Source organism: Alcaligenes sp. GCM10023179, assembly GCF_042653705.1.
GTDB lineage: Bacteria > Pseudomonadota > Gammaproteobacteria > Burkholderiales > Burkholderiaceae_B > Alcaligenes > Alcaligenes phenolicus.
In genome coordinates this window covers 40,130-60,376 of sequence record NZ_JBHSIQ010000003.1, presented here as the reverse complement: position 1 = coordinate 60,376, position 20,247 = coordinate 40,130, and the positions used below count along the sequence as shown (strand labels likewise).

The window sequence follows — 20,247 nt, the reverse complement described above, 5'->3', positions numbered from 1 at the left end:
TTAATGTTTGCGCGAACGCAGTGGACCTTCATCCATGCCTGTCGGCACTTTCAATCGGGTGGGCATGATCGGGCGCTCGCCCTGCCCCTTGTTCCAGTTACGAAGCTGATAAACCCAGGCCAGCACTTCGGCCACGGCCGAGTACAAGTCCACAGGAATCTCGCGCTCCAGCTCCACGTTGAAGTACAAGGCCCGTGCCAGCGCTGGCGCCTCCAGCATGGCCACCTTGTGCTCGGCGGCCAGACCGCGAATCTTGGCAGCAATCAGCCCCGTGCCTTTGGCAACCACACGGGGGGCACCGCCCTTGCCGTCCTGATACTTCAAGGCCACCGCATAATGCGTAGGGTTGGTAACCACCACATCGGCCCCCGGCACCTGGGACATCATGCGCGAACGGGCCATGGACCGTTGCTGCTGCCGAATGCGCCCTTTCACATGCGGATCACCCTCGCTTTCCTTATGTTCTTCTTTCACATCCTGGCGCGACATGCGCAGCTTCTTGTAAAAGCTCCACAACTGCCAGGGCGCATCAATCAAGACAATCACCAGCAAGCTGGCGGCGATCAGGGCACAGCACTTGATAATCAGTGTCATCCCCGTGGCTATAGCCGCCGTGGGATGCACATACATCAGGGCCGTCATCTGCTCGCGCTCGGTCCAGATCACATACACCGCCACCGAACCCACCAGACCGGCTTTGGCCAGGGTCTTGATCAGCTCGATCACGGTCTGCATGGAAAACATGCGCTTGATGCCCTTGGCCGGATTCATGCGCTCGAACTTGGGCTGCAAGGCCTTGCCGCTAAAGCTCATGCCGCCCAGCGCGATCGAGGCAAAGATCGCGACCACAACCAGCAGCAGGAACAGCGGTGCCAGACCTTTTAATGCTTCGCCTGCCAGACCGGCCGCCTGTACCACCATGGCGCTGGGATCGTGCGCTACGCGCGGATCAAACCAGACGCTGCGACGCACAATGCCGCCAAAAGTCTCGTACAAATAGCTGGCACCGGCCCAGATTCCGCCAATCCCGGCCAGCAGCATCAGGAATGTCGTCAGCTCTCTGGAACGCGCCACCTGCCCTTCTTCCCGCGCCTTTTCCAGGCGCCGGGGTGAGGCCGGTTCTGTTTTTTCGAGATCGCTGTCTTCTGCCATGGACTGCCAAGACGCAGGAATTGAAAGAATGAATCACGCGCCCAGCACGAATGTCGCGTTCGCACTGCAGGCCGCGGGGTCATTCTAAAAGAGCACCGCGGCTCTGATAGCGCGGAGAAAGCCCGATAAAAGCAGGCTGTTCCCCACAAGCAAAAAGGCGCTGCAAGGTGCAGCGCCTTTCTGAAGCGAACGCGATGATCGAATTTGGGCGGGGCTTAAAAGCCCAGATTCGCCAGCAAGTCGTCTACCTGGTCCTGGCTGGTGACCACTTCCGAGGCTACCGGCGAGACCACTGGGCCGTTGATAAGGCTTTGAGTTTCTTCGCGTTTTTCTGTGGGGACATTATCGACCAGCACCTGGACCAGTTCGGTCTCGATGGTGCCAACCACACCCAGCATGCGCGTGATCACCTGCCCGGTCAGATCCTGAAAGTCCTGGGCCATGATGATTTCCAGCAGATTGTCCTGCGTCTGCTGGGCCTTGACGGGCACATCGCGCAAGAAGCCGCGGGTACGCTTGACCAGTTCGCGGGCCTGGTCCTGGTCCAGAGGCTGTTCAAACCACTGCTCCCATTCGGCATCCAGGGCCTGGGCGTCCTCTTGCAAGGACTCCTGCAAAGGACGCACCTGCTCGGCTGCGTTCAGTACCCGGTTGGCGGCCTGCTCAGTCATGCGAGCCACATAGTGCAGACGATCACGGGCATCCGGAATCGCGTGCGCGGCATCTTTAATGGCCTGATCCAGACCCAGTTCGCGCATGCTTTCCCGCAGCAGGCGGGTCAGATTGGCGATGCGGTAGACCAGATCAACCGGTACGCTTTGGGGGTCGGGATGATTCGGGGTTTGCTGTGGATCCATGACGTACTCCGTATTAACCGGCCATTTTCTCGAAGATCTTGTTCAGCTTCTCTTCCAGAGTTGCGGCGGTAAAGGGTTTGACGACGTAGCCATTGGCGCCCGCCTGGGCGGCGGCAATAATGTTCTCTTTCTTGGCTTCGGCGGTCACCATCAGCACCGGCAAAGAGGACAGGTTGGCATCGGCACGAATCTGCTTGAGCATTTCCAGCCCATCCAGATTCGGCATATTCCAGTCAGAGACCACAAACTCGAAATTGCCGTTGCGTAGTTTTTCCAGGCCCATCTGACCATCTTCTGCTTCGTCTACATTCTCGTATCCCAGATCCTTGAGCAGGTTCTTGATGATCCGGCGCATGGTGGGAAAGTCATCGACGACGAGAATTTTTATATTTTTTTGTACCATTTACATTCTCCAAATGAGTAGCATGCCAGTGCGTTCAGGACCGTTTATACACGGTGCCCAAAGGCCCCCACACTGGCCAGAATTCGTTCGCTGATCTGCCCCAGGGGCAAGGCGATGTCCGCCGCGCCAATTTGCAGGGCTTCACGCGGCATGCCAAAGACCACGCTGGTGGCTTCGTCCTGGGCAAAAGTCATGGCACCGGCCTGTTTCATGGCCAGCAAACCTTGCGCGCCGTCCTTGCCCATGCCGGTCAGAATGACACCCACGGCATTGCGTCCGGCCAGCTCGGCGGCAGAGTGAAACAGCACATCAACCGAGGGCCGGTGGCGGTTGACAGGTTCACTGTCCACCAGCTTGACCACATAGTTGGCACCCGAGCGGGCCAGCTTCATGTGCGCCACGCCACCGGGAGCCAGATACACATGGCCGGGCAACACGCGCTGACCATCTTCGGCCTCGTGCACCTGCATGGAACACAGACCATCCAGACGGTTCACGAACGAGCGTGTGAAACCGGCTGGCATATGTTGGGTAATCATGATGGCCGGACAATTGGCCGGCAAAGGCTCCAGCACCTGACGAATGGCCTCGGTGCCGCCAGTGGATGCACCGATCATGATCAGTTTTTCAGTGGTCGAAAAGTTGTGCGTCAGGCGACGAGCCGGGGCCGACCCTGCCGGGGCCGGGGTCGCACGACGTGGACGGGCAATGGAAGCGGCGCGGATCTTGTCGGCAATCAGGTCCGAGTAATCCAGCAAGCCATCACGCAGGCCCAGCTTGGGCTTGGTCACAAAGTCCACCGCGCCCAGCTCCAGGGCACGCAAGGTCACGTCCGAATTGCGCTCGGTCAGCGAGGACACCATCACCACGGGCATGGGACGCAAGCGCATCAGGCGCTCCAGAAAGTCCAGCCCGTCCATGCGCGGCATCTCGACGTCCAGCGTCAGCACATCCGGATTGTGTTCTTTGATCAGCTCGCGCGCCACCAGCGGATCGGGGGCCACGGCCACCACTTCCATATCCGCATGACTGTTGATAATTTCCACCATCAGGCTGCGCACCAGGGCGGAATCGTCTACACACAAAACTCGAATTTTCTTCATGCTACTCATAATCCCGATTTCAAACGCCAACAGAGCTTGGGGCGGGGTGAAACTAATGGGCCCTAGTTCCGGACATACACCGTCTGACCCAGCAAACGAAAGGCCTTGGTCAGATAGGAGAAGTTCTCGGAATGCCCCACAAACAGCAGTCCGCCAGGCTTGGTGACGGCGGCAAAGCGCTCCAGAATGCGTGTCTGATCATCACGATCAAAATAAATCATGGTGTTTCTACAGAAGATCACATCAAAACGGCTGGAAGACGGCCAGGCCGGCCCCACCAGATTGAACTCCTCGAACTCCACCATATTGCGCAACACGGGCTTGACGCGTGCCAGCCCCTTGCGAGCGCCCACGCCACGCTGAAAGTAACGCGGCAGCCACAAATCGGGCACGGGCTGAATGCGCTCCAGGGTATACACGCCCTGGCGGGCCTTGTCCAAGGCCGCCGAGTCAATATCGCTAGCCAGAATGGATACGTTCACATCCGGTGAAGGGCAGTGTTCGCGCACCGTCATGGCAATGGAATACGCCTCCTCGCCCGTAGAGGCGGCGCTGCACCAGATATCCAGGGGTTTGCCGCGTGTACTGACAAACTTGCCCAGAATATCGAAGTGATGCTGCTCCCGAAAAAACGCGGTGTGATTGATGGTGAAAGCGTTGACGAAGTCCTGCCACTCCTGGCTATGCGTGTCCTGTTCCAGAATATCCAGGTACTGGCGTACCTCGCGCATGCCCGCGTTCTGACTGCGCATACCCAGCGTGCGGGCCACCATATCTTCTTTGTGGGTACCTAAGATGATGCCCGCATACGACTTGAGCAAGCGCGCGGCTCGCTCACAGTCGGCCCTCGAGGCTTGCGGGATCGAGGGCAATGTATAAACAAAAGGTTCCACAGATGTGCTCATATAACTACAGGCTGGCCAAGGTCCCGCTAAAAGGCCCCGCCGACAGACGCTCGGTAGAACGTAATCGTTCCGGCTCGGGCGCTTCAAACGGATCATCAATAATGTCTTGCGCACTGACTTTGAACGCCGACACCGCATCGGACAAACGGGTCGCCTGATCCTGCAAGGAGCCCGCCGCAGCGGTAGCCTGCTCGACCAGGGCCGCGTTCTGCTGCACAACCACATCCATTTGCGCAACCGCCCGGTTCACCTGCTCAATTCCTTCGGACTGCTCGTTTGAAGCCGAGGAGATTTCCGCCATGATGGTCGTTACGCTCTGTACCGAGCTGACCACTTCCATGACCACCTTGCCCGCCTCATCCACCTGTCGAGTCCCTTCTTTCACTTTGGCCAGCGACTGCTCGATCAAGCCCTTGATCTCGCGCGCCGCTTGCGCACTGCGCTGGGCCAGACTGCGTACTTCACCGGCCACCACCGCAAAACCCTTGCCCTGCTCGCCTGCACGGGCGGCTTCCACCGCGGCGTTCAAGGCCAGAATATTGGTCTGGAAGGCAATGCCGTCGATCACGTTCACGATCTGGGCAATCTGTCCCGAACTGGCCGACAAGTCTTCCATGGTTTGCACCACGGTAGAGACCGCCTGGCCACCGCGCAGAGCCACTTCGGAAGCATTCTTGGCAACCTGATCCGCTTGCTGGGCATTGTCCGAGTTCTGACGAACCGTACTGGCCAACTGCTCCATGCTGGCCGCAGTCTGCTGCAAGGAGGCGGCCTGCTCTTCCGTGCGACTGCTCAAGTCCGTATTGCCCACATAGATTTCATGCGAGCCAAAAGTGATCTCTTCCACGCCCTGGCGCACGGTCTGCACCATGGACTGCAAGCTGCCCTGCATGCGACGCACGGCGTCATACAGCACACCAATTTCATTGGTGGACTTCACTTCCACGCGCTGGGTCAGATCCCCGCTGGCGATGCGATCAAAGTGCGCACCGGCCTGACGCAAGGGGCGCAACACCATGCGATTCAAGAACACATACACGGCCAAGGAGATAAACAGACAAAGCACCATGGCCAGACCCACCAGGCGGATCACCATGTTGTACTGGTCGTTTTCTTTCTGGTATTGCGAGTCGATAGAACGCTGCTGAGCTTCCTGCAAGGTGTTCAAGGCGCTGTACAGATCCTCTTCCAGGAACTTGGTGATAGTCGCCACATAGCTGCGGAAACCCGCAATATCACCTTGCTCCAGATAGGCGATCAAAGGTAGCACGCCACCTTGCATCAGGGACATGAACGCCGCATCGACACGCTGGTAGTAATCGTTGGTGCCTTCCAGCTGGGTGGCAACACCCTGGTATTCAAAGAAGGCTTCCTGGGCCAGTTCAAACTGCTTGCGCGTGGCATCCAGGGCATCCCGGGTTGCCGAGCTGATCGCCGAGGTTTTGGGAGCCACATCGCTCCACTCGGCCATCAAGTCCTGGTTTTGCAGATCATTGCTGACCACATAGCTGATGGCCGCTCGTCCAATCAGGGTTTGAGTCTCTTTGTAGCGCTCGATGGCCTGATACATGGCCGAGCCTACACGCTGATTGACCACGATGCTTTGCAGCGCACCGTTATTGGCGCGCAGGGACAAAATCCCCAGAGCGGCGCCTGCCACCAGCATTGCTAAAAAAAACACCAGTACCAGAATCAGACTGGTCCGCACCTTCAGATTGGCTAAACGTAATCCATCCAGCATTGCAAGCACCTTGTCTAGAGTAGATCCGAACATCAGAGGCGCTTGTGACGCCTCCCCCGGCCCGAACATTCCTTGAAGGACCCGTTAAACAAGTCCCCGCCTGGCAAGTCTTTGCAGACTCGGGCGATCAGGCCACTGCGCTGTCAACCAGAGCCATCTCTTCACTGGTCATCAGTTTTTCAATATCCACCAAAATCAGCATACGTTCGCCCAGCGTACCGATACCGGTCAGGTACTCGGTCGAGAAGGCGGTGCCGAAGCTGGGGGCAGCGCTGATCTGGGACGATTGCAGCACCAGTACATCCGAGACACCATCCACCACCACACCCACTACGCGGTCGTGCAAGTTCAGAATCACCACGACGGTCTGGTGGTCGTACTCCACCCGTTCCATGTTGAAACGCACCCGCAAGTCTGCGATAGGAACAATCACGCCACGCAGATTGGTAACGCCCTTGATGAAATTGGGCACGTTGGCGATACGAGTGACGGTCTGGGAGTCGTAGCCCCGGATCTCCTGAACTTTCAGAATATCGATGCCGTATTCCTGGTCGCCCAGAGTAAATACCAGATACTCCTTGCCGCCAGCCTCGGCAGCTTCGGAGTGGGAAGTAAAGTCGTTGGACATAAAGATCTCCGAATAATCAGGCCCACGTCGAGGCGGGGTCCCGCGCCAGACGTTGCAAGGCAAAAACATCAACAATCAGGGCTACGCTGCCATCGCCCAAAATGGTGGCAGCGGAAATACCCGGAATTTTTCTATAGTTGGCTTCCAGGTTCTTGACCACGACTTGATGCTGACCAATCAGGTGATCGACCAGCAAGGCAAAGCGCATGTCTTCGGCCTGCAAGATAACGGCAATCGCACGAGTCACATCGGTCTCGGCCCCTTCAACCGAGAAGATGTCACGCAGGGAAATCAGGGGCAGATACTCGCCACGTACAAACATGACGTGATCGGTATCGGTGACGCTGCGCAACTGTTCTTCAGTGGGCTGCATGGATTCGGTTACGTGAGCCAGCGGCAGGATGAACACCTCATTGCCCACCTGGACCGACATGCCGTCCAGAATCGCCAGCGTCAGCGGCAAAACAATACGGGTGGTCGTTCCCTTGCCTGCGCGCGAGTACAGCTGCACATGGCCGCCCATGCTTTGGATATTGCGTCGCACCACGTCCATGCCCACGCCGCGTCCGGAAATTTCCGTGACTTTGTCAGCGGTGGAAAAGCCGGGGGCAAAAATCAGTTGCCACACTTCGTCGTCCGGCATGGTCTCGGTCACCGGCAGGCCCGAGGACATGGCTTTCTTCAAAATACGTTCGCGGTTCAGACCAGCGCCATCGTCCACCACTTCAATGATGATATGGCCGCCCTGGTGCTGGGCCGACAAGGTCAGCACGCCCTCTTCTTCCTTGCCCGCAGCCAGACGATCCTCGGGCATTTCAATGCCGTGGTCGATACTGTTGCGCACCAGGTGCGTGAGCGGATCAATAATGCGTTCGATCAGACTCTTGTCCAGCTCGGTGGCCTGCCCTTTGGTGACCAGACGAATCTTCTTGTTCATGCGGGCCGCGCTTTCACGCACCACACGCGGAAAGCGGCTGAACACGTAATCCATCGGCATCATGCGAATGGACATCACGGACTCTTGCAGGTCGCGCGCATTGCGCTCCAACTGTTCGATGCCATTCAAAAGACGATCATGCACGACCGGGTCCAGCGTCGAGGCGGTTTGCACCAGCATGGCTTGTGTAATGACCAGCTCGCCCACCAGGTTGATGATCTGGTCGACTTTTTCCACGCCCACACGGATCGTGCCGGACTCTTTGGGAGCCGCGGCCTTGGCGGGTTTGTCGGCAGCTTTAGGGGCAGCAGCAGGAGCAGGCGTTTCGGTTTTTTCAGGTTCAGCCGCAACAGGGGCTGGTGCTGGAGCGGCCGGAGCGACAGCGGCGGGTTCGACAACCACGGCGGCGGCAGGAGCAGAAGTAGCCGCGGATGCTGGAGCCGCCGCTTGCCCAGGAGCAGCAGCCGGTTTTACCGACACCTGATCGGCATTCAGAATAAAGCAGCAAACGGCCAGGATGTCGTCCGCTGAACCTGTGGTTTCCACCCAGATATCCAGGCGATCGCCTTCACGGGTTTGATGGACGATGGTGCCCATCAACTCCATTTCTTGTTGCAGCGCCTCCGCATCTTTATCCGATACCGGTCCCATGGACACCCACAGTGGCAAGCCATCCGTATTGGCGGCCGGTTCCGGCTCGGGTTCCGCTTCGGCTTGCAGAATCGCTTCGGTTCCTTTGGCGTCCGTTGCCAGAATGCCCTTTTGCTCCAGGGCCAGTTGCCTCAATTGCGCGCAGATACGGGTATAGGCTTCCTCGTCAGGCTCCTGTTCCTCGCGGTAGGCATTGACTTGTCCGGTTAGCACGTCCTTGGTTTCCAGAAAGAGGTCAATCATGTCCTTGCGCAATTGCATCTCGCCATTACGGACCAGATCGAGCAGATTTTCGAGTAAGTGGGTAGTTTCAGCCAGCTGACCGAAGCAACCAAACGTGCCTGCACCGCCCTTGATCGAGTGCGCGGCCCGGAAGATGGCATTGAGCTGATCGCGATCAGGCTCGTCCAGATCCAGCTCCAGCAGCAAGCGCTCCATGTCCGCCAGCAACTCATCGGCTTCATCGAAAAAGGTTTCGTAAAACTGACTCAGATCTACGCCGGAGCTCATGAACACTTCCTTCCTGGTTATGGCTTAGAACAACAAAACAAAAAGCACAGCCCAAACACCTGGGCCGTCGGGCCTGTTAACAAGCCCTAGGGCACCACTGGCAAGGCAGAAGGCATTTCAGGCAGACCGGGAATATGAATACTGATAGGCCCCTCGGTCTCCTGCATGGCTTCGCGCAAATCAAACTCTTCCGAACCGCTTGCGGCTTGCTCGTCCATGCGTCGTTCGGCCCGGCTATTGAGCACGAGCAGGCTGATACGTCGATTTACGGCTGCGGCGGGGTTATCTTTAACCAGGCTGACACTATCGGCCAAACCCACGACCTGCTTGACCTTGGCCTCGGCCAGACCACCAGCCACCAGCTCCTGTCGAGCCGCATTGGCACGGTCGGCCGACAGCTCCCAGTTACTGTACAAACGCTCGCCACTGGCGTACTGCAGCGAGTCGGTGTGGCCGGAAATCAGAATCCGGTTAGGCATCTCGTTCAAGGGGGCGCTTAGCGAGCGCAAAATGGCCCGCATGTAAATCTGCACCTGTGCGCTGCCCGTCGAGAACATGGGGCGGCTTTGACGGTCGATAATCTGGATGCGCAAACCGTCCTGAGTCATGTCCAGCAGTAGTTGCGGACGGAATTCTTTCAGCACGGGATCGATGCGGATCAGTTCTTCCAGAGCCGATTTCAAATCTTCCAGACGCTCCACATCCTGGCGATCATCGGCCGCCTGGCTGCTGTTCGTGCCGGGATGGGGATTGGGAACCAGGCTGGGCTGGCCACCGGGAATGACGCTGCGCGAATAGTCGGCCTGATAGCCGCCCGAAACGGCGTCCATCAAGGGCATGCGGAAGTAATCGGCAATTTCCTTCAAGTCCTGCTTGGGAACCAGGGAAAGAATCCACATCACCAGGAAAAAAGCCATCATCGCCGTCATGAAGTCAGCGTAGGCAATTTTCCAGCTACCACCATGATGCTCGGCATGGGCCGTCTTCTTGCGACGGATGACCACGCGATCTTTATGATTGCTCATGAACGCATCCGCTTAGGCTTTGCGACCAGCACCCGAGCGGGCCTGACGTACATGCTCTTCCAGCTCCTGGAACGAAGGGCGATCGGAGGAAAACAGCACTTTACGGCCAAATTCCACGGCAAGCTGGGGCGGGTAACCATTCAGATTGGCCAGCAAAGTGACCTTGATGCACTCCAGCACCTTGACCGAATCCGAGGTACGGCGTTCGATGGTGGCCGCCAAGGGAGCGACAAAGCCGTAGGCCAGCAAGATACCCAGGAAGGTACCAACCATGGCCTTGGAAATCAGGTCTGCCAGCACGGCAGGCGGCTGGTCTACAGAGGCCAGCGCTTTCACCACACCCAGCACGGCCGCCACAATCCCGAAAGCGGGCAAGGCGTCAGCCACCTCACGCAAGGCACGTGCAGGCACGTTACGTTCGTGCTGGTGGGTTTCAATGTCCTGGTCCATCAACGTTTCGATTTCAAACGAGCTCATATTGCCGCTGATCATCAAACGCAGGTAGTCGGACACAAAGTTCATCAAAGCCGGATCTTTCACCACATTGGGGTAATCAGCAAAGATGGGACTTTGTTCGGGGTTTTCGATATCCGCTTCGATGGACATCATGCCATCGCGTCGAGCCTTGTTCAGCAGCACAGACAACATGCCCATCAACTGCATGTACAACTGCTTGTTGTAGGGGCTGCTGCGAAATGCAATCGGCAACGCTTTGGCCAGCAGCTTGATGGACTTGCCGCTGTTGGACGCAAAATAGGCCCCCAGGGCCGCGCCACCAATCAGCAGTAATTCAAAAGGCTGGTATAGCGCACCCAAGTGCCCGCCCAGCCCCACAAAGCTCCCGAAAACGGAGACGAAAACAATGATATATCCAAGGATAATAAGCACGGATACGCCTTCTTCAAATACACGCTGCTAATGATGGCGGCAAGCAACCAGGCTAAAACGACGCGTTAATGGCCTTTTTCCAGCCTAGATCGACGCTTCCAGTTGCCTTGACACTTTCAGATTCTTATCAGATCCACATCAAAAACCAGCATCTATCCGGCTTTGCTGCACACTGACGACAAAAGCTATTGCTAGATGGGCACGTCTACCTGTGCGTTGACGTGCCCCGTGACCCTGGCTTGCGGCTCCTTGACCGGCTCTGATTTTCGACTTTTGCCGCCCGGAGATTTAGGTGTACTGCGTGCCTTGCTGGCACGGGTCTTGCCAGCCCGTGGTGGCGGACGGCAAATGGCACAAATAAAGCCTGATTCAGGATCGTGCGCATGGGCCACAAAGCCCCCCTTGCAGCGCTCGCACTGGGACAGCTGCAACAAACCGCTATCAAAAAAGCGCAGCAGCATCCAGGCACGAGTAAAACTCAGCACGGGCTCTTCATCCGGCCCCACGTCCAGACGCCCGGCCGACGATTGCTCCAGGTAAAGGCGATAAGCCTCGACCAGTGCACGGCTTTTATCGCACGGCGTATGCACGGCCATGAACTGGTAAATGCTGTAGAACAGGCTGGAATGAATATTGGGCAGCCAGGTCATGAACCAGTCGACAGAAAAAGGCAGCATCCCTTTGGGTGGCGAGCAGCCTTTGACTTCACGGTACAAACGGGCCAGCCGGTCGTAGCTTAATGATGTTTCTGCTTGCAGGACCTGCAAACGCGCCCCCAGCTCAATCATGTCGGAAGCAAGCCCAATTTCCTGGGCTTCTTTGGCGACGCTTTTTATAGCCATAGTTCTTGATGTAATAAGTTCGCAGCCGGTTTAACCGGCTTGTTCTGCCGTCGCGCGCTGTGACAGAAGAATGGTGGAGTGGGCCTGCTGCAATACCCCTCCCAGCACATCCTGCGTCAAGGTGGTGAGCAGGTCGTAGTCATTGAAGCGAAAGCCGCAAATCAACGAGCTGGAGCTGGCCAGCTTGACCAATTGGGCCGGCGACAGACGCAACAAGGTCTCTGCCACATCGGTATCGAAGCCCAAACGGAACATACCTGCCGAAAAATTCTCCCGCAGCAGGCGCTGCGCGAGTAACAAGTACGACAAATTGACTTCCTGAATATCATTCAGCAGCGAATTTTCCGATACGGGCATGTCAGCCATCCTTGTAAATCTGTTAATCAGCCAGTTTCTTGTAACAAAACACATTTAAAATATATAAAGTTACATAAATATGTATCATGCCTTGCAATCTATTGCATGAATATAATTTTTACATTCTCGATGTTTCCGACACACACCCTCTTTTAATGCCCTAAAAACATGGAAAACATCAAATATATGCAATAAACGTATCAAGACACAGCAGAATATTATCAGATGCTCACTTAATGTTGTAGTTATAAACGAGATGTAACATGACAAAGATCAAAGCGTCTGTATCAAAATTATGTTTTGTTGCATACATTAGCCATTAATTAATGCATATTTCGACGATCCATCTCACGCGCTGCCTAAAAAGCGTCGAAATATCGGATAATCTTCTGGTGACAGCTTTCCCCGCCGCCCCCACATCCGTTTTGTAACAGCCCATGGTTCCTGCTGCTTTTACGCAACGTCTGTTTGCCTTGTGCCTGACACTGATCCTGGCGGCTTGTGCGCACACGCCCTCGTCCCGCCTACCCGCCGGCAAACCCATTGGTGTGGATGAACAACGCCGCTCAGCCGTAGTCCTGTCTGCCCTGACCTTGCTGGATACGCCTTACCGCTACGGCGGACGCGAACCGTCTACCGGCTTTGATTGCAGCGGCCTGGTGCACTATGTATTCAGCCAGGAATCCAGTTCCCCCATTCCACGCCGCACCGGCGACCAGGCCAGCGCGGCCCGGCGTGTCAGCCGTTCACAGCTGCGCCCGGGTGATCTGGTGTTTTTCAATACGCTGGGTACCCCGAACTCGCATGTAGGCATCTATATAGGCAAGCAACAATTCATCAACGCTCCCTCCAGTGGTGGACGCGTGCGGATTGATTCACTGGACAATCCCTATTTCGCCAAACGCTTTGAAACAGCTCGCACTTTCTTTGATTGACTCATCGGCAAGCCAGCGCGGGCATTGAAAGAAAGCAGGCCTGATCTTTCACCAGGCCCAATTTCATTGGGCGCAGAAAGCAAAAGGGCCCGTAATGAACGGGCCCTTTCTTATTGCCATACGTTTAACGCGTAGGCACGGTGGCGTATTGCTCGGCCAGTTCCAGAAAGGCCTCCAGCTCGGGCGAGCGCCCGGTTTCTTCTTCCATAATTGCCGCCACCGCTGGGGCAAGTGATTGCGCCAGACGCGCATCAAGGAACAAAAGGCGCGAACGACGGGCCAGCATGTCTTCAACGGTACGGGCATATTCAAAGCGGCAAGCAAAGCGCACCATAGCCACACTCAAGCCCGGCGCCAATTCCTGATCCGCTCCCGGCAAGGTCTGCACCCAATCGGCCTCGCTGCCATACGCATCCAGACCGGCTGTACGCCCCAGAGAACGCCGGTCACCTACATAAGAAGCACCGACCAAACGTTGCTCCTGAGTCCGACAGGCTGGCAAAGGCCTCAGCAAGCCGGACTGCTGGCAGCGTTCCAGCACATCCTCGGCCATGGCACGATACGTCGTCCATTTGCCGCCAGTGACTGTCAGCAAACCATTCGCACTAACCGTAATGCTATGTTCCCGGCTGATGGATTGCGTCTGCCCCGCGGCCGACTCGGCTGCAGGGCGCACCAACGGTCGCAGCCCCACCCAGATACTGCGCACATCCTGCACCGTGGGCGCTTTTTGCAGATAATTCGCGGACTCTTTCAGAATGAAATCCACTTCCTGGGCCAAGGGGCGCGGCTCCAGCGGAATATCGTCTCGGGGAGTATCCGTCGTGCCCAAAATCAGCTTGCCCAACCAAGGCACGGCAAACAAGACCCGGCCATCCTTGGTCCGTGGCACAAGCAAGGCGTGTTCACCGGGCAGGAATTCCTGATCAACCACCAAGTGCACACCCTGGCTGGGCGAAACCATAGGGCGCAGTTCACGCCCGGCTTCCTGCGCATCCAGTTGTCGCACCTGATCCACCCACACGCCCGTGGCATTGACCACGCATGTGCTCTGGATCTCGTAGGTCTGACCGCTTTCCTTGTCCTGGCAGCGCACCCCGCAGACCTTGCCCTCGCTGTGCATCACATCCACAACCGGACAGTAATTAATGAGCAAGGCCCCATTCAGAGCCGCCGTACGGGCCAGGGCCAAGGCCAGACGGGCATCATCAAACTGGCCGTCCCAATATTTCACACCACCTTTCAGGCCACTTTGCCGCGCACCGGGTAGAAGCTGCCGGATCTTGGAAGCACTCAAAAATTGGGTATGACCCAACCCCTCGCGCCCCGCCAAACCGTCATAGGCCATCAGGCCCACCCCGTAAAACGGAGTCTCCCAGCACTTGTAGCTGGGCATGACAAAAGGCAGGCGCTGCGCCAGATGGGGCGCATTGCTGAGCAAATGCATACGCTCGCGCAAGGCTTCACGCACCAGACTGACATTGCCCTGGGCCAGGTATCGCACCCCGCCGTGTACCAGCTTGGTCGCCCGCGAGGACGTGCCTTTGGCAAAGTCCCAGGCTTCCAGCACAACCACACTCAAGCCCCGCAAGGCCGCGTCCAGAGCGACGCCCAAGCCGGTAGCACCACCACCCACCACGACCATATCCACCTGCGTGGTGCGCGCCAAGGCGCCCAGCATCTGGGCTCTGTCGGTCAATAAGGGGGAACTTAATGTAGTCATAAGATGAGCTTTGGACCTGAAATTAGCAGACACCCGAAAAAAACACTGACTGGCTCGGGATTTACCCTGATTTTAGCCCCTGAACTTTTACCGTCCAGTGAAACTTGTTTGCTCGCGTATCAAGTCCCCTTCTGCGACCGGACACAGAGCACACAGAGCCAGTACACTGTGGTCTGCTCCGCTTTTACTGCCTCATTCGCATGACATTCATACTTGCTCTTGATCAGGGAACTTCCAGCTCGCGCAGCCTTGTGGTAGCGGCAGACGGCCGCATTCTGGCCAAGGCGCAGCAGGAAACTCAGCAATACTACCCGCGTACAGACTGGGTGGAGCATGATCCCCAGGAAATCCTGGACACCCAGTTCCGAACCGCCCGGCAAGCGATTGAGCAGGCAGGGCTGCGCCCTCAGGACATACACGCCATTGGCATTACCAATCAGCGTGAAACCACAGTGCTATGGGATCGGCAAACCGGGCAGGCCCTGCACAAGGCCATCGTCTGGCAAGACAGACGCGCCGAGGACTTCTGCGCCCAGTTGCGCGAACAAGGGCACGAAGCCACCATTACCGGCAAGACCGGCCTGCCTATTGATGCCTATTTTTCGGCCTCCAAGCTGCGTTGGCTGCTGGACTCCGTACCCGGCGCCCGTGAACGTGCAGCGCGTGGTGAACTGGCTTTCGGCACCATTGATAGCTGGCTGATCTGGCATTTAAGTGGCGGCAAAGTCCATGCCACCGATGTCAGCAATGCCTCGCGCACTCTGCTCTACAACATTCATAGCCAGCAATGGGACGATGAGTTGCTGGCCCTGTTCAACATCCCGGCCAGCGTCTTGCCCCAGGTACAGAGCTCCGCCTCCGAGTTTGGCCATTGCAGCCCCGAAATTCTGGGTAGCCCCATTCCCATTTGTGGTGTGGCGGGCGACCAACAGAGCGCCCTGTTCGGCCAGGCTTGCACAACACCCGGCATGGCCAAGAATACCTATGGCACAGGCTGCTTCCTGTTGATGCACTGTGGCTCGCAAGTCCCCCAATCCCATAACGGCCTGATCGCAACCAGCGCCGCCCATCATGGCGATGCTCCCGCCTATGCGCTGGAAGGCAGCGTCTTTATTGGGGGGGCGGTGGTCCAATGGCTGCGCGATGGTCTGGGCGCACTGGAACATAGCGCGCAAGTCGAAGAGCTGGCTCGCAGCGTGCCGGATGCACAAGGCGTACGACTGGTCCCTGCCTTCACCGGCCTGGGCGCCCCCTATTGGGATGCCCAAGCCCGCGGCACCATTACCGGCCTGACACGTGCCTCCACCATGGCCCACATTGCCCGCGCCGCTCTGGACAGCATTGCCTACCAAAGCGCCGCCGTGTTGCAAGCCATGAATCGGGATGTACAGGCCAACGGCGGCCCGGCCTTGCACGAGCTGCGTGTGGACGGTGGGGCCTGCGCCAATAATCTTCTGATGCAATTTCAAGCAGACTTGTTGGGCCTGCCTGTCGTGCGTCCCGTTACTATTGAGACGACCGCGCTGGGCGCCGCCTATCTGGCGGGCTTGGGCAGCGGTCTGTATTCAGGTCTGCCTGAGATTGCGGCGCTATGGCAATGCGACCGGGTTTTCGAGCCCATCATGTCGCGCGATGAAGCCCAAAACCTGATGCTCAGTTGGGAACAAGCCGTGCGTCAGGCACGCACTTATTGAACTTGCTGTTTTTTTGACGGAAACACCATGCTGCAAAAAATCATTCTGGGCATTGCCATCTTCCTGATCGTGATGTTGGGCCTGACCTTTGGCGAGGCCATTTTCCACTACATTTCCTCGTACCTGGGATTCCTGTTCCATGACTTCATCGAATTGATGCAGCAAGTTCAGCGCTACCTGACCGTACATTGGGGCAAGGCGCTGATCGCCTTGATCATTACCATCCCGCTGGTGATCTGGATTTCCAAGAACAAGAAAGACGAAATGTCCAAGCCCAACAGCCACCGCAAGATCGCGATTGTGCTGGCGATATTCCTGGGCTGGCTGGGCGTGCACCGCTTTTACCTGGGCCAGATCGGCATGGGCTTGTTATTCCTAGTGCTGTTTGCCATCTGGTCGCCGCTGGCCTATTTCCTGGCCTTGATCGACGCCTTGCGTTACGCCTTCATGGGCGACGACGAGTTCAAGCTGGCCCGTTAATTTCCAGACTGCTCACCAAAGCCCCACTTGCTGGGGCTTTTTTTATGGCTGCCCCCTTCACGCATGCCAGAAGCCTGGCTACGTCAAATAAACAGGCTCCACTCAGGGCGTTTTGTGGACTTATCAGGGAAAACCACAGCCCATGCCGCTTGCAAGCCTAGTTCCTTGATTTCCAATGCTTATATTAGCCACCATACCTTCCAGGTATGCAAGCAAACCTTTTTAGTCTTGGAAATCCCCAAGCGGCTTCGTGTTCAATCGAATTGGGGGAGACACGCCAAGCCTCTAAAAGACTGGCAGCGGCGGCTCAGATCAAAAGTGTGAGGCCATTGTTGCTGGCTCTGTCTACACATCCGTTACCCGATGGTTTTACGTATAAAAACCCATCAATACGCCCTATGGCACTCGCGTCCACGGCTTTATGTAGAGACACATCTCCGACTTGCATCGGAGGCCTGCAGACGACGAGGGTCACTACAAACATAACTAGATTGAGACACAAGAAAATGCGACGCACTAAAACTAGCTATTTACTGCGCAGCTTGCTGGGCCTGGCTTTGGCCGCCTGTACGCTAAGCAGTCACGCAGCCACAGAGAAACAACGCCCCAATATTTTGCTGATCGTGGCCGATGATCTGGGATATTCAGACATTGGCGCGTTTGGCGGGGAAATTTCCACCCCTAACCTGGATGCCCTGGTCAAAGACGGCGTAGCACTGACCGACTTTTACGCGTCCCCCTTCTGTTCCCCCACCCGCGCCATGCTGATGTCAGGCGCGGACAACCACCAGGTTGGCTTTGGTGGCATGGCCGAACTGATGACGCCCCAGCAGCGCGCCCTGCCCGGCTACGAAGGCTTTCTGAGCGACCAGGCCCTGCCCTTCCCCTTGGTCCTGCAAGACAATGGCTACCGCACCTATATGGCGGGCAAGTGGCATCTGGGCGTGAAAGAGGAAGTCGCCCCACCCAATCGCGGCTTTGACCAGTCCTACGCCTTGATGCACGGCGGCGCCAGCCACTTTGACCAAAGCGGCATCATCACCTTTGATGCCAATAAAGCACCGGTTGCCCTGTACCGCGAGAACGGCAAGGAAGTGCAACTGCCCAAAGACTTCTACTCCAGCGAGTTTTTTGCCTCGCGCCTGATGTCTTATATCGATGCGGACAAGCGCAAGGACCAGCCTTTCTTCGCCTACCTGGCCTTTACGGCTCCCCATTGGCCCTTGCACGCACCCGAGGAATACATACGCAAATATGAAGGCCGCTATGACGCAGGCTATGACGTGCTGCGTGAGGAGCGTCTGGAGCGCATGAAGAAGCTGGGTCTGGTGCCCCAGGATATGCAAGGCTATGTGGGCAATCCGGCCTGGCCACGCTGGAAAGAGTTAAGCCCTGAACAGCAACGTGTTGAAAGCAAACGTATGGCGGTCTACGCCGCGATGGTGGAAGCCATGGATGCACAGATTGGCCGTGTCATCGAGCACCTGAAACAAACCGGCCAGTACGACAACACCGTTGTGATCTTCATGTCCGATAACGGTGCCGACGGCAATACCGTGCTCGATGAAGGTGAAACCCGCGCCTGGGCCCACAAGCATCGCGATAACAGCTATGAAAACACGGGCCGTCCCGGCTCCTTTGTGGAATATGGCCCAGGCTGGGCGCAAGTTGGCTCCACGCCCTTCAATCTGTACAAAGCCTTCATGTATGAAGGCGGTATCTCGGTACCCAGCATCATGCGCGTACCCGGTGGCAAGCGTCAGGGCGAATTTGTGCGCGCTCCGGCCCATGTAACCGACATCGCCCCCACCATTTTGGCCTTGGCCCAGATCGAACAGCCCAAGGGCGAGTACCGTGGCCGCCAGGTCATCCCCATGCAAGGCAACTCCATGGTGGATGTGCTGACCGGTCGCAGCGATCAGGTCCATGAAACCTTCCGCCAAGGCTGGGAGCTGAATGGCCGCCGCGCCATGCGCGTGGGTGACTGGAAAATCGTGTACGCCAATGCACCGTGGGGCAAAGACCGCTGGGAACTGTTCAATGTGGTCGAAGACCGCTCCGAGCTGAATGACCTGTCCGAAAAACATCCTGAAAAGCTGAAAGAGCTGATTGCCGAGTACGAGCAATATGCCAAGCGCAACGGGGTGGAGGATTTTGAAGGTCTGGCTTCGCGCCCTGGCTACAGCAACAGCCTGAACTACTACAAGGATCTGGATGAAGTCCTTTAAGCTCTCCCGAGCCAAGGCACTGCTGACGGTATGCGGGCTGCTGACAGCAGCCCCGCTGCCTGCAACGGCAGACGGCTCCGATACCCTCCCTCCTCCGGTTCCGGCCCACGATTGCCAAGCCTATAGCGGCATACCAATGGGCTTCGGCCCGGCCAGGCAAGGAGCCGCCAATCAGGCTGGTTTGGTCACCATTCCTGGGGGGCGCTTTCTGATGGGGTCCGACGAAGGCTATCCGGAAGAAAAGCCGGTACATCCCGTGGAGGTCCAGGCTTTTCAGATAGACCAGCACGAAGTCACCAATGCCCAATTCGCACAATTTGTGGCGGCCACAGGCTATGTCACCCAGGCGGAACGGGTGCCGGAATTTCCGCCGCATGTTCAGGTTCCCGAGCAGTATCGTCAGCCCGGATCTGCCGTCTTCACACCACCAGCAGCAACGCATGATCACGATCACCACGAAGGACACAATCAGCACGCCCCTTCCGGCAATTACAACTGGTGGGTATGGGTGCCGGGAGCCAACTGGCGGCATCCCGGTGGTCCCGATACCAATCTGAACGGCCGTGACAATCATCCCGTCGTCCATATCGCCTACGAGGATGCGCTGGCTTACGCCCGCTGGTTGGGACGCGATCTGCCCACCGAAGAGCAATGGGAGTTTGCAGCGCGCGGCGGACTGGAAGGCGCTACCTACCCTTGGGGCAATACGCCTGAAGTGCGCGGCCGCTTGATGGCCAACACCTGGCAAGGTAATTTCCCCGCCCAGAACCTGCTGCGCGATGGCTACGAAGGCACCGCCCCCGTAGGCTGCTTCCCGGCCAATAACTATGGCCTGTGGGATTCGGTCGGCAATGTCTGGGAATGGACACGTAGCGCGTGGCACCCCCAGCATCGGCCCCTGACGCCCAAACCCCTTGTCACGGCAGCAACGGATGCCAAAGGAAACCCGGCAACCGGCGTTATCAAGGGCGGCTCTTTTCTGTGTGCAGCCAATTTCTGCGTACGCTATCGCCCGGCATCACGACAACCCCAGGAAACCACCATGTCTACCCAGCATGTGGGCTTTCGTACGGTGCTTAATGAAATAAAAAACTAAGCTCAAAAGCCAGGCTCACCCTTGCCAAGCCCGGCACCAAACAACAATCCCCTCGCTTTTGACGAGGGGATTGTTCACTATCAAGTTCTTTC

At 57.2% G+C, this 20,247-nt stretch carries 18 protein-coding genes; 5 read left to right on the top strand and 13 right to left on the bottom strand.

Annotated features, from left to right (window positions below; translation table 11 throughout):
• The 12 genes from flhB to flhD form a co-directional block, all read right to left on the bottom strand.
• Positions 1–1,152, bottom strand: a complete 1,152-nt coding sequence (flhB, locus tag ACFPDR_RS14220; protein ID WP_021446829.1) for a flagellar biosynthesis protein FlhB — start codon at positions 1,150–1,152, stop codon at positions 1–3.
• Positions 1,153–1,367: 215 nt separating this feature from the next.
• Complete coding sequence (gene cheZ / locus ACFPDR_RS14215) at positions 1,368–2,009, bottom strand: protein phosphatase CheZ (protein WP_021446830.1); 642 nt, start codon at positions 2,007–2,009, stop codon at positions 1,368–1,370.
• A 13-nt stretch (positions 2,010–2,022) separates the two neighbouring features.
• The gene (gene cheY, locus ACFPDR_RS14210; RefSeq protein WP_009458133.1) at positions 2,023–2,412 is read right to left on the bottom strand and encodes a chemotaxis response regulator CheY; all 390 of its coding nucleotides are present in this window, start codon (positions 2,410–2,412) and stop codon (positions 2,023–2,025) included.
• Positions 2,413–2,456: 44 nt separating this feature from the next.
• A complete protein-coding gene (locus ACFPDR_RS14205) occupies positions 2,457–3,515 on the bottom strand; it encodes a protein-glutamate methylesterase/protein-glutamine glutaminase (RefSeq protein ID WP_021446831.1) in 1,059 nt (352 codons plus the stop codon).
• 62 nt (positions 3,516–3,577) lie between these two features.
• Positions 3,578–4,420 (bottom strand): CheR family methyltransferase, encoded by an 843-nt coding sequence (locus tag ACFPDR_RS14200; RefSeq protein WP_026484567.1) that lies wholly within the window; start codon positions 4,418–4,420, stop codon positions 3,578–3,580.
• A gap of 4 nt (positions 4,421–4,424) precedes the next feature.
• Positions 4,425–6,161 (bottom strand): methyl-accepting chemotaxis protein, encoded by a 1,737-nt coding sequence (locus ACFPDR_RS14195; protein WP_376911277.1) that lies wholly within the window; start codon positions 6,159–6,161, stop codon positions 4,425–4,427.
• Positions 6,162–6,288: 127 nt separating this feature from the next.
• Entirely contained in the window at positions 6,289–6,789 is a 501-nt protein-coding gene (locus tag ACFPDR_RS14190) for a chemotaxis protein CheW (RefSeq protein ID WP_009455177.1), read from the bottom strand.
• Between the two features lie 16 nt (positions 6,790–6,805).
• Positions 6,806–8,887 carry a chemotaxis protein CheA gene (gene cheA, locus ACFPDR_RS14185; RefSeq protein WP_374697924.1) on the bottom strand — a complete coding sequence of 694 codons (2,082 nt, stop codon included), beginning with the start codon at positions 8,885–8,887 and terminating at the stop codon, positions 6,806–6,808.
• A gap of 86 nt (positions 8,888–8,973) precedes the next feature.
• Positions 8,974–9,912: a flagellar motor protein MotB gene (gene motB / locus ACFPDR_RS14180; RefSeq protein WP_009455181.1), complete on the bottom strand. Its 939-nt coding sequence runs from the start codon at positions 9,910–9,912 to the stop codon at positions 8,974–8,976.
• A 12-nt stretch (positions 9,913–9,924) separates the two neighbouring features.
• Positions 9,925–10,800, bottom strand: a complete 876-nt coding sequence (gene motA, locus ACFPDR_RS14175) for a flagellar motor stator protein MotA (RefSeq protein WP_026484570.1) — start codon at positions 10,798–10,800, stop codon at positions 9,925–9,927.
• 191 nt (positions 10,801–10,991) lie between these two features.
• Positions 10,992–11,642, bottom strand: coding sequence for a flagellar transcriptional regulator FlhC (gene flhC, locus ACFPDR_RS14170; protein WP_035269018.1), 651 nt, complete (start codon positions 11,640–11,642; stop codon positions 10,992–10,994).
• 30 nt (positions 11,643–11,672) lie between these two features.
• Positions 11,673–11,999: a flagellar transcriptional regulator FlhD gene (gene flhD, locus ACFPDR_RS14165; protein WP_009455187.1), complete on the bottom strand. Its 327-nt coding sequence runs from the start codon at positions 11,997–11,999 to the stop codon at positions 11,673–11,675.
• Positions 12,000–12,436: 437 nt separating this feature from the next.
• On the opposite strand from flhD, the gene ACFPDR_RS14160 reads away from it, so the two are divergent.
• Positions 12,437–12,934, top strand: coding sequence for a C40 family peptidase (locus ACFPDR_RS14160; RefSeq protein WP_009455189.1), 498 nt, complete (start codon positions 12,437–12,439; stop codon positions 12,932–12,934).
• A 124-nt stretch (positions 12,935–13,058) separates the two neighbouring features.
• Here ACFPDR_RS14160 and ACFPDR_RS14155 read toward each other — a convergent pair whose 3' ends face one another.
• Positions 13,059–14,657 (bottom strand): glycerol-3-phosphate dehydrogenase/oxidase, encoded by a 1,599-nt coding sequence (locus ACFPDR_RS14155; RefSeq protein WP_060186842.1) that lies wholly within the window; start codon positions 14,655–14,657, stop codon positions 13,059–13,061.
• A 200-nt stretch (positions 14,658–14,857) separates the two neighbouring features.
• Between ACFPDR_RS14155 and glpK the strand changes: the two genes are divergently transcribed.
• From glpK to ACFPDR_RS14135, 4 genes are all read left to right on the top strand, one after another.
• The gene (glpK, locus tag ACFPDR_RS14150) at positions 14,858–16,351 is read left to right on the top strand and encodes a glycerol kinase GlpK (protein ID WP_035269011.1); all 1,494 of its coding nucleotides are present in this window, start codon (positions 14,858–14,860) and stop codon (positions 16,349–16,351) included.
• A 27-nt stretch (positions 16,352–16,378) separates the two neighbouring features.
• On the top strand, positions 16,379–16,831 hold the full coding sequence (locus ACFPDR_RS14145) for a TM2 domain-containing protein (protein ID WP_035269009.1): 453 nt from the start codon (positions 16,379–16,381) through the stop codon (positions 16,829–16,831).
• Positions 16,832–17,337: 506 nt separating this feature from the next.
• Positions 17,338–19,059 (top strand): arylsulfatase, encoded by a 1,722-nt coding sequence (locus ACFPDR_RS14140; RefSeq protein WP_205717080.1) that lies wholly within the window; start codon positions 17,338–17,340, stop codon positions 19,057–19,059.
• The gene (locus ACFPDR_RS14135) at positions 19,046–20,155 is read left to right on the top strand and encodes a formylglycine-generating enzyme family protein (protein ID WP_376911276.1); all 1,110 of its coding nucleotides are present in this window, start codon (positions 19,046–19,048) and stop codon (positions 20,153–20,155) included. Before ACFPDR_RS14140 ends, ACFPDR_RS14135 begins: the two co-directional genes overlap by 14 nt.
• Positions 20,156–20,247 lie beyond the last annotated feature (92 nt).